General features: G+C 64.6%; 16 protein-coding genes. 6 read left to right on the forward strand and 10 right to left on the reverse strand.

The genetic code is table 11. From position 1 onward, the window contains the following. Window positions 1-328 precede the first annotated feature (328 nt). Entirely contained in the window at window positions 329-1,030 is a 702-nt protein-coding gene (locus PMI42_RS26995) for a hypothetical protein (RefSeq protein WP_008140053.1), read from the reverse strand. 224 nt (window positions 1,031-1,254) lie between these two features. Here PMI42_RS26995 and PMI42_RS27000 point away from each other — a divergent pair, with 224 nt between their 5' ends. The 3 genes from PMI42_RS27000 to PMI42_RS40135 all read left to right on the forward strand — a co-directional run bounded on the left by PMI42_RS27000 (window position 1,255) and on the right by PMI42_RS40135 (window position 4,011). Further along, window positions 1,255-1,584 (forward strand): DUF6949 family protein, encoded by a 330-nt coding sequence (locus PMI42_RS27000; protein WP_008140054.1) that lies wholly within the window; start codon window positions 1,255-1,257, stop codon window positions 1,582-1,584. Between the two features lie 74 nt (window positions 1,585-1,658). Further along, window positions 1,659-2,189, forward strand: a complete 531-nt coding sequence (locus tag PMI42_RS27005) for a gamma carbonic anhydrase family protein (RefSeq protein WP_008140056.1) — start codon at window positions 1,659-1,661, stop codon at window positions 2,187-2,189. 127 nt (window positions 2,190-2,316) lie between these two features. Beyond that, complete coding sequence (locus PMI42_RS40135; protein WP_008140059.1) at window positions 2,317-4,011, forward strand: PAS-domain containing protein; 1,695 nt, start codon at window positions 2,317-2,319, stop codon at window positions 4,009-4,011. A gap of 11 nt (window positions 4,012-4,022) precedes the next feature. On the opposite strand, the gene PMI42_RS40140 is transcribed toward PMI42_RS40135, so the two are convergent. Both PMI42_RS40140 and PMI42_RS27020 read right to left on the reverse strand, forming a co-directional pair. Continuing rightward, on the reverse strand, window positions 4,023-4,187 hold the full coding sequence (locus PMI42_RS40140; protein ID WP_008140062.1) for a hypothetical protein: 165 nt from the start codon (window positions 4,185-4,187) through the stop codon (window positions 4,023-4,025). After that, window positions 4,184-4,348: a hypothetical protein gene (locus PMI42_RS27020; protein ID WP_008140064.1), complete on the reverse strand. Its 165-nt coding sequence runs from the start codon at window positions 4,346-4,348 to the stop codon at window positions 4,184-4,186. Before PMI42_RS27020 ends, PMI42_RS40140 begins: the two co-directional genes overlap by 4 nt. Before the next feature lie 106 nt (window positions 4,349-4,454). Here PMI42_RS27020 and PMI42_RS27025 point away from each other — a divergent pair, with 106 nt between their 5' ends. After that, window positions 4,455-4,757 carry a hypothetical protein gene (locus tag PMI42_RS27025; protein WP_008140066.1) on the forward strand — a complete coding sequence of 101 codons (303 nt, stop codon included), beginning with the start codon at window positions 4,455-4,457 and terminating at the stop codon, window positions 4,755-4,757. A 102-nt stretch (window positions 4,758-4,859) separates the two neighbouring features. Next, a complete protein-coding gene (locus PMI42_RS27030; RefSeq protein ID WP_008140068.1) occupies window positions 4,860-5,228 on the forward strand; it encodes a hypothetical protein in 369 nt (122 codons plus the stop codon). 190 nt (window positions 5,229-5,418) lie between these two features. Here PMI42_RS27030 and PMI42_RS27035 read toward each other — a convergent pair whose 3' ends face one another. From PMI42_RS27035 to PMI42_RS27060, 6 genes are all read right to left on the reverse strand, one after another. Beyond that, window positions 5,419-5,913, reverse strand: a complete 495-nt coding sequence (locus tag PMI42_RS27035; RefSeq protein WP_008140071.1) for a hypothetical protein — start codon at window positions 5,911-5,913, stop codon at window positions 5,419-5,421. 181 nt (window positions 5,914-6,094) lie between these two features. After that, entirely contained in the window at window positions 6,095-6,826 is a 732-nt protein-coding gene (locus tag PMI42_RS27040) for an aspartate/glutamate racemase family protein (protein WP_008140073.1), read from the reverse strand. 4 nt (window positions 6,827-6,830) lie between these two features. Further along, a complete protein-coding gene (locus tag PMI42_RS27045; protein WP_008140074.1) occupies window positions 6,831-7,709 on the reverse strand; it encodes an ABC transporter permease in 879 nt (292 codons plus the stop codon). Window positions 7,710-7,712: 3 nt separating this feature from the next. Then, the gene (locus PMI42_RS27050; RefSeq protein ID WP_008140076.1) at window positions 7,713-8,672 is read right to left on the reverse strand and encodes an ABC transporter permease; all 960 of its coding nucleotides are present in this window, start codon (window positions 8,670-8,672) and stop codon (window positions 7,713-7,715) included. Next, on the reverse strand, window positions 8,672-9,961 hold the full coding sequence (locus PMI42_RS27055; protein ID WP_008140079.1) for an ABC transporter substrate-binding protein: 1,290 nt from the start codon (window positions 9,959-9,961) through the stop codon (window positions 8,672-8,674). Before PMI42_RS27055 ends, PMI42_RS27050 begins: the two co-directional genes overlap by 1 nt. A 43-nt stretch (window positions 9,962-10,004) precedes the next feature. Beyond that, complete coding sequence (locus PMI42_RS27060; RefSeq protein ID WP_008140081.1) at window positions 10,005-10,991, reverse strand: ABC transporter ATP-binding protein; 987 nt, start codon at window positions 10,989-10,991, stop codon at window positions 10,005-10,007. Window positions 10,992-11,246: 255 nt separating this feature from the next. Here PMI42_RS27060 and PMI42_RS27065 point away from each other — a divergent pair, with 255 nt between their 5' ends. Then, a complete protein-coding gene (locus tag PMI42_RS27065) occupies window positions 11,247-11,954 on the forward strand; it encodes a GntR family transcriptional regulator (protein WP_008140083.1) in 708 nt (235 codons plus the stop codon). Window positions 11,955-11,973: 19 nt separating this feature from the next. Here the strand turns inward: PMI42_RS27065 and PMI42_RS27070 are convergent. Next, the coding region (locus tag PMI42_RS27070) for a M20/M25/M40 family metallo-hydrolase (RefSeq protein WP_008140087.1) at window positions 11,974-12,483 on the reverse strand (510 nt) is incomplete at its 5' end.

The raw sequence follows: 12,483 nt of genomic DNA on the forward strand, positions 1-12,483 counted from the left end.
TCGAGCGAAGCTAAGTCTTCGCCGCGCGACGGCCTCTGGTGTCCCGGACGCGCTGCAACGCTCTTGGCGTTGCTGCGCTGCGTCCGGGGCACGCATGGTCAATCGAGGCGCGCCCTTTCCACATCGTCGTTGCGAGCCGTATGCGCCCGAGCATCCGGGCGCCGGACCGTTCAAGCCGGCTGACCCATGATGACATCGTGCACCTGTTTTGCCCGACGGGTCAAGTCATAATTCGAAAAATACGAAATGGCAAAAAATACGAAGTCATGACAGAGGCTTGGCTACTGTGCATGGGGTTGTTTTCGTATTTTTGTCTTGAGTCGCGCACTCAGCCCCTCGGCCCGCGCAGCTGCGCCGTCAGCCTGTCCATCGCCTGCGCCGCGTCGCGCCATTGCGACAGCCAGCTGCGCGGAAAGCGGAAGGTGAGGTCGGCGCCGCCGACGCGGCGCTCGGACAGGCACATGCCGGGCGTGGATGCATCGCGCGTGCAGCGCGCGGTCAGCGCGGGGCTTGCGGCCGAATAGAAGTCCTCGCTGCCGTAAGGCGTCTCGGCGCGGAACGTCCGCATCGTCAGCCCGTCCTCGGGCGGGGTCGTGGCCTGGTCGAGATAGCGCGGATAGATCGTGGCCGTGCGCTGCTCGGGCGAGAGCGCATCGTGATGCGCCGCGATCGACAGGAAGATGCGGTCGATCGGCTGCATCGTCGTTTCCACCGCATCGGCGGTGACGTGTTTCGGCGCGCCGGGTGGCTCCAGCGAGGGATAGAGGAAGTCGAGGTCGATGCGCTCCTGCGGTCCGGAGTGGCGCTGGATCTTCATCCGGATCGCGGCTGCCGGCAGGTTGAACAGCGTGCCGCCGACGCTGACCGGCAGCTTGTCCGGCGCGCTCGCGCCGCTCGTGCCCCAGGTCGGCCACAGCAGATAGGCGACCAGCGCGATCGCGCCCACCGCCGCAGCTCCGCCGAGCACGATCGGCACGACATGCGCCCGGGTGCGGAGAGAACGAGGGGAGGCTGCCGAAAACACCGTCATGATGGAAGCGCGCGTGGGACCTGAAGTCGGCCGGTGGCCGACGAATCAGCGGCGAATATGCCATGCGGCGGCGAATTCGCGCAGCGTTCCCGGCTGCAGGGACCGGGGAGGGCCCTGCGTGGGCCGGGCGGCGGCGTTAACCTTCGCTTAAGGATAATGTAGCGTTAACCCGCACTCTTTGTCACAGGAAGGTACCTCGCGTTGCGTAAGGGCGGACCGTTCCGATGACACCTGAAGCTCTCAATACTTTCTTCTCGATCTGCATCGGTTTCGCGCTCGCGGGCGCGCTCGTGAGCGGATATCAGGCCGCCACGCAGCGGCCGGCCGGCTTCGGCCTATTGCAGGACGGCGTGGCGCCGAGGACGTTCGCGGCGGTGCCGTTCCTGGTGTTCGCGGCGCCCTTCATCATCATGCGCAACACGCTGCGTGGCATGCGGGTGGAAAGCCGCCGCGTGGAATTCGTGATGATGGCGACCGTCATCGCCGGCTTCTGGAGCATGATGAGCGGCACCTTCTTCCTGATGACGCTGCGCGCGACCGGCGTGCTGGGCTGACACGCCTTCGAGGCCGCCCTTTGCTTCAGGGCCGCCGTTTCGCTATGGCTGGGTCAACCTGACAGGAGACCTTGATGGCGATCTACGAGCTCGACGGGCAGGCGCCCGATCTTCCCGCCGACGGCAATTATTTCATTGCCGAGACCGCCACCGTGATCGGCCGCGTGCGCCTGAAGCCGGGCGCCAGCGTCTGGTTCGGTGCGGTGCTGCGCGGCGACAATGAATGGATCGAGATCGGCGAGGGCGCCAACGTGCAGGACGGCTCGACCTGCCACACCGACCTCGGTTTCCCCATGGTCATCGGCAGGAACTGCACCGTCGGCCACAACGTCATCCTGCACGGCTGCACCGTCGAGGAGGGCGCGCTGATCGGCATGGGCTCGATCGTGATGAACGGCGCCAGGATCGGCCGCAACAGCATCGTCGGCGCAGGTTCCGTCATCACCGAAGGCAAGGAGTTCCCCGAGCGCTCGCTGATCATCGGCTCGCCCGCGCGCGTGATCCGCACGCTCGATGACGCCCAGGTCCAGAAGATGGGGAGCGCGGCGAGGTTCTATGTCGCCAACGGCCCGCGCTTCACGAAGGGGTTGAAGCGGATCGGCTGAGACGCCGATGCCGCCCCCGGGCTGGCTTTGCCGCGGTTCCGTACCGTAAAAATACCGGCGCGAACTTTAAGCCTCCGCTAGCGCTACAGGGGTACCGTGGAGCCTTCTCAACCACGGAGGCGGCGCCATGGACGCTGCGGCGCTGGGATCCCGGCTCGATGCCGGAACCCAACTTTTGAAGAAGTTTGTTCGTTTCGCGCGCGGCGCGGACACGCTCAGCGTCGCGGAGAAGGTCTACAGCATCGCCGGCTTCCTGGCGATCGTGACCACCTTCCTGCTCGTGATGTCGATCCAGTCGGTGCGCTTGCAGACGACCTACCGTCACATGCATGCCTCTTCCGCCGAGGCGGCGATCAGCGTCGGACGCATCAATACGCTGATCTACGCCATCGTGATGGAATCGCGCGGCATCTACATGTCCGCCGATCGCAGCGCGATGAAGCAGTTCGCCGACGGGCTGGTGCGCCGCAACCGCGAGCTCGCCGACGCCGTGAAGAACATGGAGCGGACCGTCGGCAACGACGACGCCGCGCAATTCGCCGGCTTCCGTCAGCGCATCGCCAATTTCATCGAGTTCCGCCAGGAGCTGATGCGGCGCGGGCTCGAGATCAGTGCGGCCGCAGCGCGCGAACTGGGCGACAATGATGCCAACCGGACGCTGCGCAACAAGCTCAACAGCGATCTCGAGACGCTCGAAGGCATCTACAGGGAGCGCGCCCGTCAGGCGGACGAGCTCGCCAACGAAAATCACTATGCCGCCGCCTATCTGTTCGTGCTTGGGCTCGCGGCTCTTCTTCTGGCGGGGCTGAACGTCGTCGTGATGCGCGGCTCGGTGGTCGGGGCACTCGCCGAGATCACGCAGGCGACCGACCGGATCGCGGACGGCGACGTCAAGAGCAAGGTGCCGCATCTGGGCCGTCACGACGAGATAGGGCATCTCGCGCGCGCCGTGCAGCATTTCCGCGATGCGGTGGCGCGCATCTTCGAGCTGGAAGAGCTCGAGCTCGGCACCGCGCAGGCGCGCGACGCGGCGATGACCGAGCGCGATCAGTTCAACGACAAGTACCAGGCCAAGAAGTGGCAGCTGTCGGCTGCGATCAACAGCATGCCGCAGGGCCTGATCATGCTCGACGCCAAGGCGAACGTGGTCGCGATGAACGGCAACTACCGGCGGATCTACAATCTGCCCGAGACGATCCAGGCCGGATCGACGCTCAAGGAAATTCTCCAGCACCGGGTCACGAGTGGCTTGTTCAGCGGCGACATCGAGAAATTTCTCGCGGCGGTGCTCGACCGGATCGTCAGGCGCGAGCCGGCGACCTCGGAAATTACCTTGAATGACGGTCGCATCATCAGGATCTACGAGCGCCCGATGGACGGGGGCGGCTGGGTGTCGGTGCAGGAGGACGTCACCGAGCAGCGTCAGCGCGAGCGCATTCTTCAGCGGATGGAACGCTTCCTCGCCACCATCATCGAGAACGTGGCGGAGGGCATCATCGCCAAGGATGCCCGCAACCAGCGCTACGTCTTCGTCAACAGGGCCGCCGAGAAGATGATCGGCATGTCGCGCGGCGAGATCATCGGCAAGACCGCGCGCGAACTGTTCTCGCCGGAGGCCGCCGAATTGATCGAGCGGCGCGACCAGCAGCTTCTGGCACAGAAGCAGCAGCTCGAGCCGATCATCGACACCATCGACAATCCCACCCGCGGGCGCCGCGTGATCTCGGCCCGCCGGGTCCAGATCGGCGGCGCGGGCGAAGAGTCCCACATGTTCGTGACCATGGTCGAGGACCGCACCGAGAAGATGGCGACGGCCGCCTAGCGAGCGAGGCGTCAGCTTCCCTCGGATTCGCGTGCTTCCATGGCGCCCGCGACCTTCTCGTGGCCGGCGGACCAGAGCGCATGCTCGTCGCTGCCGTTGAGGTAAGGATTGGCCTCGGCCGGGAAGTTTTCGCGCGCGGCGCGTTCGCCCTCTGCAAAAGGATCTCGATCGGTCATCGTGCTTTGGCCTTTCTGGCTTCGGAACGCGCGGCGGGCTTGTCCGCTTCACAACTGCGCCCAGCGCTCTTGCGCATCGCGGCCCTGGGGTCGATCGGGATGCCGTGCTTCTTCAACAGGTCGGCAAAGGCTTCGTCCGCGAACTCCTGAAACGTTGCCATCCTGTCGCGTCCCAATTGGCTGCCTCCTGGTTTCAAGCTGATCGAACGGCATTTGTTCCGGAACTGGTCTTCGCTGCAGCCGTTGATCGGTGAAGGAGAATTTCCAATGGCAGGATCGACCGCAACCGTTTCGATGAAGACCTTGATCGTGATCCTCAGTCTCGCCGCGATGCCGGCCGTCGCGTTCGCGCAAGCGACCGGCGGCACGGCCGGCTCCGGCGGATCGACTGGCGGCGTCGCCAACTCTTCCGCTCCGCCGCCTGGCACCAACAGCCTCGGTACCGCGCAATCATCCGGTGCGTCCCCCGGGGTCACCACGGGGAGCGGGGCAGGGAGCGCCGATGCGACGGTCAATACCGAAAACCGGATGCTCGACAAGAAGCTGAAGAGCATCTGCCGCGGCTGCTGATGCTCGCGCGGAAGTGAGGCAGGCGCGCTGTCACCAATGCCCTGATGACGCTAGCTTGGTCCTGCTTGAAGCGTGGAGCGTGTCCACGCGGAGGATCGAGTGATGTTACGGAAGATGATGATGGCGGCACTGGCCGTCGCGGTGGTCGGGCTGTCGGTGCCGCAGGCGGCACAGGCGCGAGGCGGTTTCGGCCATGGCGGTGGCGGCTGGGGTCACGGCGGCGGCGGCGGCGGCTGGGGCCACGGCGGCCACTGGCATGGCGGCTTCTGGCCCGGCGTCGCGATCGGGGCAGGCATCGCCGGTGCCGGCTACTACGGCGGCTATTATGGCTACGGCTCCCCCTATTATGGCGGTCCCTATTACTATGGTACCGGCTACGACGATGGCGGTTATGGCGGCTGCTACGTCGTCCGCAAGCGTGTGATGACGCCTGCAGGATGGCGATACCGCCGCGTCGACGTCTGCGAGTGAGGCGGGAAGAGCTGCGGGCCCACTAAAAAACAAGGTCGTTGACGCAGTATACCGTCAACGACCTTGCCAGCCCCGGACATTAAAATCGGCTCACGCCATCCGGTGACGGCGAGCATCGCTCGGAATCATACGGGCGAATGTGATCCAGTTCACAAGTCAGAAAATTAAGCCGGCGTGCAGAGGGCTGCTCTTAGCCGCGCGAGCGCTTGCGCGCGCTGGCATGGACGCGGTGGCGTGCCGGTTTCCTGCGGGTAACCGACGGCGTCTCGACCTCGGTGGCCCGGGCACTGGCAAAGGACTGGCGCAAGCCGTCGATGGATTCGTTCAGCGTCGTCACTTGCTCCGACAGGCGCTTGGTATCGGCCTGCTGGGCCGCGAGCAGCCGCTTCACGCTCTGGAGCTGATCCTGCACGACCTGGAGCTGGTCGATCGATTCCTGCTGGGTCGCCTCCAGCCCCTTGGTCTTTTCGACCAGCTGCTCGGAAGCCTGGGCGGTGCGCGCCTGGAGTTGTCGCGACGCCACCACCCGATCGGGCTCCGGCGCAGCGCCGGTATAGGCGCGCCAGATCGCGATCGAGGTCACGCCCGCGATCAGCAGGAGAAGGGCGGCGGCGGTCAGCGCGATCGGCTGGGCGCCAAGGCGAAGCAGGGGGTTGGACGGTGTGTCCTCTGCGAGATCGATCATCGCTGACAAAACCCAAATTGAAACTTGGTGAGTGGCGAAGACCGGCAGCCCGAAAGCGGCGGCCGGGGTGTCCCGAAAGTGTTACTGTTCAGCAACAATTGGGACCAAAAAGAGGCTGAAGGCCAAAAAAGCAGTCCGAACCTGGCTTTGCACCCGGGCATTCGTGCCGGATGGCGGGGATTCAGGGCTGAAACGACGAAAACGGCCCGGAATAGGTCTTCGAGCGTGGCGCCGCATAGGGCCCGAGCCGCGATGTCTTCAGCCCGAGCCGCACCAGTGATTCCGCCAGCGTCACCGCCGCGGCGACGCCGTCGACCACGGGCAGGCCATGCGTGGCGGCGAGTTCATTGGCGAGATCGGCCATGCCGGCGCAGCCGAGCACGATGGCTTCGGCACGGTTGTCGCGGATTGCGGCCGTGATCTCCGCGGAGATTTTTGCGAGCGCGTCGGCATTGCGCTCTTCCAATGAGAGCACCGGGACCTCTGCGGCGCGGACGCGGGCGCAGCGATCGGCGAGGCCGTACTTTTTCAGATTGTGCTCGAGCGGCACGATGGAGACACCCAGCGTCGTCACCACGGCAAAGCGCGCGGCGATCAGGCTGGCCATGTGGAAGCCGGCTTCGCCGATGCCGATCACCGGCGCCTTCGCCGCGGCGCGCGCGGCATCGAGCCCGGTGTCGTCGAAACAGGCGATGATGTGGGCGTCGGCGCCGTCGCGATCGGCGTCACGGATGCAGCCGAGCATGCCGGGGACGGCGAAGGCTTCGTCGTAGAACCCCTCAATCGAGACGGGCCCCATCGCGGGCTGTCGCGCATCGATCACCGTGTCGGGCAGGGCGACGCTGCGCGCCGCGGCGGCGATCTTCGCCGTCATCGTAACAGTGGTGTTGGGATTGACGACGTGAAGTCGCATCAGATCAGACAAGCCCTTTGCCGGCGTCCGAACCCTTGGCCGCCTGCCGCTTGTTGAGCACGTGGATGGTGCCGAGCGCAAGGCTGATCACCGTGAACGAGACGGCCGAGATCACGGTGCCGAGCGCATAGATGTCGGGATTCGTCACGGTCGTGGTGAGGCCCTGCAGATCCAGCGGCAGCGTGTTCACGGCCCCGATCGCCTGGCTGGAACGGGCGAGCTCGTCCCAGGACAGCGTGAAGCCGAACAGGCCGATGCCGATCACCGAGGGCAAAATGATCGGCAGCACGACGTGGCGGAAGGCCTGCCATGGCGTCGCACCGAGATCGCGCGCGGCTTCTTCGAGCCTGGGATCAAAGCGGTTGAAGATTGCGAACATGATCAGCAGCCCGAACGGCAGCGTCCAGGTCAGGTGCGCGCCGAGGCCCGAGGTGAGCAGGCCCATCGAAGTCTCGAAATTCTCGTTCCAGTGCGCCTTGATCAGATCGTCGATGATGCGGAATTCAAGGGAGATGCCGAGCGATGTAATAATGGAAGGAACAATAAGGCTCGCGATCGCCGAATAGAACAGGATGCTCTGTGCCTTGAACTTGCGGCGGAAGGCCATGCCGGCGGCGACCGACAGCACGACGGTGACGATCATCACGATGACGCCGAGCAGCAGCGAACGGCGGAAGGCCGCGCCGAGATCGACGATGCCGGTGCCCTGGAACAGTTTTGCGATCCAGAAGGTCGACACGCCGTTCATCGGGAAGGTGAGGCCGCCCTGCGGGCCCTGGAACGACAGCACGTAGATCGCGATCATCGGGCCATAGAGGAACAGCGTGTAGGCCGCGAAGAAGATCGCGAGCACGTAGAAAGAGCGCGGGCGTCCTTCTTTCATGCTCTAGAGCTCCTTCTTGATGTCGACGATGCGCGACATCATGGTGATGATCAGGAAGGTGATGATCAGCAGGATCACGGCATTGGCTGCCGCTGCCGGGAATTGCAGCGCGTTGACGCGCGTCTCGATGATCTTGCCGGCCGCCGCGATCTGCTGGCCGCCCATCACGCCGATGGTGATGAAGTCGCCCATCACGATGGTGATGACGAAGATCGAGCCGATCACGATGCCGGGCTTGGCGAGCGGAATGATGACGTTGACCAGCGTCTGGAAGCCGGTGGCGCCGGCGTCATAGGCGGCCTCGATCAGCGACTTGTCGATGCGCACCATGGAATTGAAGATCGGCACCACCATGAAGAAGGTGAAGAGGTGGACGAGTGCCAGCACCACGGAGAACTCGGAGAACAGCAGCCATTCCACGGGATGGTTGATCAGGCCCGTCTTGATCAGGCCGGAATTGACCAGGCCGTTGCGGCCGAGCAGTGGAATCCAGGCGATCATGCGGATCACGTTGGAGGTCCAGAACGGGATCGTGCAGAGCAACGACAATCCCATCTGCCAGGTCTTGGACTTGACGTGGAAGGCGAGGAAGTAGGCGACCCAGAAGCCGATGAAGAGCGTCATCGCCCAGACCAGGAAGCACAGCTTGAGCGTCTTCAGATAAGTCTTGCCGATCGTGCAGAGGTCGGGGAGCTGCGCGATGCAGCCTTCGAACGTATCGGTGTAGCCGCGGCCGGAGAAAGCCGGCAGCAGCTGGTATTCGTTGTAGTCCCAGAACGAGACGATCACGACGAAGACGAGCGGGATGAGGAAGAAGGCGAGAAACACCAGCATCATCGGCCCGGCCTGGAGCCAGGAGACGAAGGACGGCGACAGGCGCGTCGGCTTTGCGGCGCGCGCTGTGCCCGACCCCGGGATCAAGCCCGGGGATGCTTGTTGCAGAACTTCTTCCGACATGTCCATCACGCCGCGATGAATTCATTCCACTTGCGGACCATGTAGTCGTTCTCGTCCATCACGGCGTTCCAGCAGGCGACGCCGCCCATGCGGTCCTCGTAGGAGCCGCCGTCGCGCACCGCGCCGGCCTTCTCCAGCAGCGAGCCGTCGGGCGCCTTGATGTCCTTTTCGGCCGGCTTGCCTTCCATCCAGTAGGCCCATTCGTACGGCTCCATGTGCGCTTTCGCGGTGGAGAGCACGGCCGAGTAATAGCCCTGGCGATTGAGATAGGCGCCGGCATAGCCTGACAGGAACCAGTTGACGAACTCATAGGCCCATTCGAGCTTGGGACCCGACACGCCCTTGGAGACGCAGAAGCCCGAGGCCCAGGAGCGGTAGCCTTCCTTGAGCGGCTGGAAGGTGCAGGGGATGCCCATCGAGCGGACCTTGGTCACCGCCGGCGACCACATCGACTGAATGACGGTTTCACCCGATGCCATCAGGTTCACGCTCTCGTTGAAGTCCTTCCAGAAGGCGCGGAACTGTCCGGCCTTCTTGGCCTCGGTCATCACCTTCATGGTAAGGTCGATCTCTTCCTTGGTCATGTTGCCCTTGTCGGCATATTTGTGCTTGCCGGTGGCTTCGACGACCATCGCGGCATCCATGATCCCGATCGAGGGGATGTTGAGGATCGACGCTTTGCCCTTGAATTCGGGATTGAGCAGCTCGGACCAGGAGCTGATCGGCCGCTTGATCAGGTCGGGCCGGATGCCGAGCGTGTCGGCGTTGTAGACGGTCGGGATCAGCGTGACGAACTCGGTCGCCGAGGTCGCGAACTTCTTGGAGTCCTTGCCTTCGAGATACAGCACCTTCCAGGGCGCGGTGCCCTGGCCGCCGATCTTCTTGCCGCCGGGCGTCATGCCCTTGGTGAAGACGGGCGTGATGTTGTCGAATTCCTTGATCTTCTTGGCGTCGAGGGCAAGGATGTTGCCCGACGGCACCAGCTTCTTCAGCGAGAAATATTCGGTGTCCAGCACGTCGAATGAGTTCGGCTGGGTCATCACGCGCTTGGTGACGTCGTCGGTGGTCGCGGTGATGTATTCGATCTTGATGCCGGTGTCCTTCAGGCACTGCTTGGAGATATCGTCGCCCTCGTTCACGGCGGTGCCGAGATAGCGCAGCACCTTCGCATCGGCCGACTTCACATAGGGAAAGCCGGTGATGGCGCCGGAGCCGGCGGCAAGGCCTGCAAGACCCGCGGTGCCCTTCAATAGCGTGCGGCGGCTGACGCCGGTTGTCTTGGTCGTCTCGGTCATATCGCTCACTCCTCTGTGTTGCGCATTTTCTAAAACGAGGGCGCTATTGCAGGCGCTGCGCCTTGGCGGGATCCCAGGTGGCCAGCACGCGATCGCCCGGTCGGAACGGGTGAACGTCGAAGGCGGTCTCGGAAACGTGAGAGAACAGGGCGGTGCCGTCGTCGAGCGTCAGCGATACGGCGACATAGGATCCCTGGTACTCGGTCTGGGTCAGCAGCGCCGGCGCGCCGTAGGCGCCGTCAGTGAACGGCACGATGCCGAGCTGATCGGCGCGCACGGCGATGAGACTGCCGGCGTCGCTGAGGACGTTGTGGCCGCCGATGAAGCGCGCCACGAATTCGGTGCGGGGATGGTGGAAGATGTCGCGGGCGGTGCCCTGCTGCTCGATCCTGCCCTGGTTCATCACCACGATGTGGTCGGCCAGCGCCATCGCCTCTTCCTGGCCGTGGGTGACCTGGATGAAGCTGATGCCGAGCTCGCGCTGCAGCCGCTTCAATTCGCCCCGCATCTTCACCCGCAGGAACGGATCGAGCGCGGACAGCGGCTCGTCGAGCAGCAGGATCTGCGGCTCGGTGATCAGCGCACGGGCAAGTGCGACGCGCTGCTGCTGGCCGCCGGAGAGTTGTGCCGGGAGCCGGGCCGCATAGGGGGTCATCGCCACCAGCTCGAGCAATTCGCCGGCCCGCTTGTGCCTGGTGGCGCGGTCGATGCCGCGCATTTTCAGGGCGAATGCGACGTTGTCGAGCACCGAGAGGTGCGGAAACAGGGCGTAGGACTGGAACATCATCGCCGTGCCGCGCTTGGCGGGCTCGAGATCGGTGACGTTCTGCGCGCCGAGGATGATGTCGCCCTCGCTGACCGCCTCATGGCCCGCGATCATGCGCAGGGTCGAGGTCTTGCCGCAGCCGGAGGGGCCAAGCAGGCAGCAATAGGTGCCGGCGGGGATCTTGAGGTTGACGGTGTCGACGGCCAGCGTCGTGTCGTAGCGCTTGGTGACGGCGACCAGTTCGAGAGCGGCAGGAGTGGCCATGGCGTGTCCGAGGAGGAGCGATGTTGCGGTTCTCTCCGCAAGGTCCGTGCCAACAGCCCTCGGCCGCTAAAATTCCAGAACAATGAAGCGGAGTCAGATTGTTAGACCGAATCCGGCGTAGCGAGGCGGTTTGCCGCGTGGGCAATAGTCTGCACACAAAACGGGCGTAGATTGTATAATCTTTCGCCTGTGATTGGATACAGCTGCTCGACTAATATTCTCCGACCGAGCCCTCAAACCCAATCCGTCCAGCTGATGGCCGCCAAGACTCGACCGAAATCCGAAGCCCCAGACGTGAGCGATCGCGTCAGCCGGATCAGGGAGGGCGTGACCGCGGCGATCCTCGAGCATCGCCTCTTGCCCGGCACCAAGCTTGGCGAGGACGAGATCGGCGAGATCTACGGTGCGAGCCGCACGCTGGTCCGCACCGCGCTCCAGCAACTGACGCATGAAGGCATCGTCAACATCGAGAAGAACCGCGGCGCCTTCGTCGCGCGCCCGACGCCCGCCGACGCGCGCGAAGTCTTCGAGGCGCGCCGCCTGATCGAGCCCACCATCGTCGATCATGCCATCGACGCGGTCTCGCCGGCCTGGCTCGATCGGCTCCAGCGACACCTTGCCGAGGAGCGCGAGGCGGAATTGCGCGGCGATGCGCGCGCTTCGGTCCGGCTCTCCGGCGAATTTCACAAGCTCGTCGCCGAGATGAGCGGCCACAGCATCTATCTCGGCTTCCTCAAGGAACTGATCGCGCGCTCCTCGCTCATCATCCTGCTCTACCGCCGCCACGACACGCCGGCCTGCGGCACCGATCATCACGCCGGCATCGTTGCCGCGATCCGCAAGCGCGACAAGCAGGCCGCCCGTGCGCAGATGCTGTCGCACCTGAACGAGATCGAGGCCGAGTTGTTCTTGAAGGATCCCGCCGCCGCCGAGTTGCGGCTCGCGGACGTGCTGGGCGCGTGATCGGCGCAGGCGCTACGGATTACGCTGCCACGCCAAGTTCTTTCCGCACCAGGCTGACCCAGTAGGTGGAGCCAAGGGCGAGCACATCGTCGTTGAAATCGTAGAGCGGCGTGTGCAGCCGGTGGCAGGGACCGTCTTCGGCGCTGCCGTTGCCGATCCGGATGAAGGCGCCCGGACGCTGCTCCAGCATGAAGGCGAAGTCGTCGGCGCCGGTATTGAGCGGGATGTTGGTGTCGACGTTCTCGGAGCCGACGATGCCCGCGGCAACCTCGGCTGCGACCGCGACTTCCGCTGCGGTGTTGACCAGCGGCGGATAGCGGCGCTTGTAGACGACCTCGGCGCTACAGCCCTGGATTGCCGCGACGCCTTCGGCCAGTTGCCGCAGCCGCAGCTCGAGAATATCGCGTACTGCGGCCGAGAAGCAGCGCGCGGTTCCGGTGATCACGACTTCGGCCGGGATGACATTCGGGGAGCTGAAGGCGCCGGCGTGGATATGTCCGACGCTGAGTACCGCCGGCTCGACCGCCGG

It is taken from the genome of Bradyrhizobium sp. YR681, assembly GCF_000282615.1.
Lineage (GTDB): Bacteria > Pseudomonadota > Alphaproteobacteria > Rhizobiales > Xanthobacteraceae > Bradyrhizobium.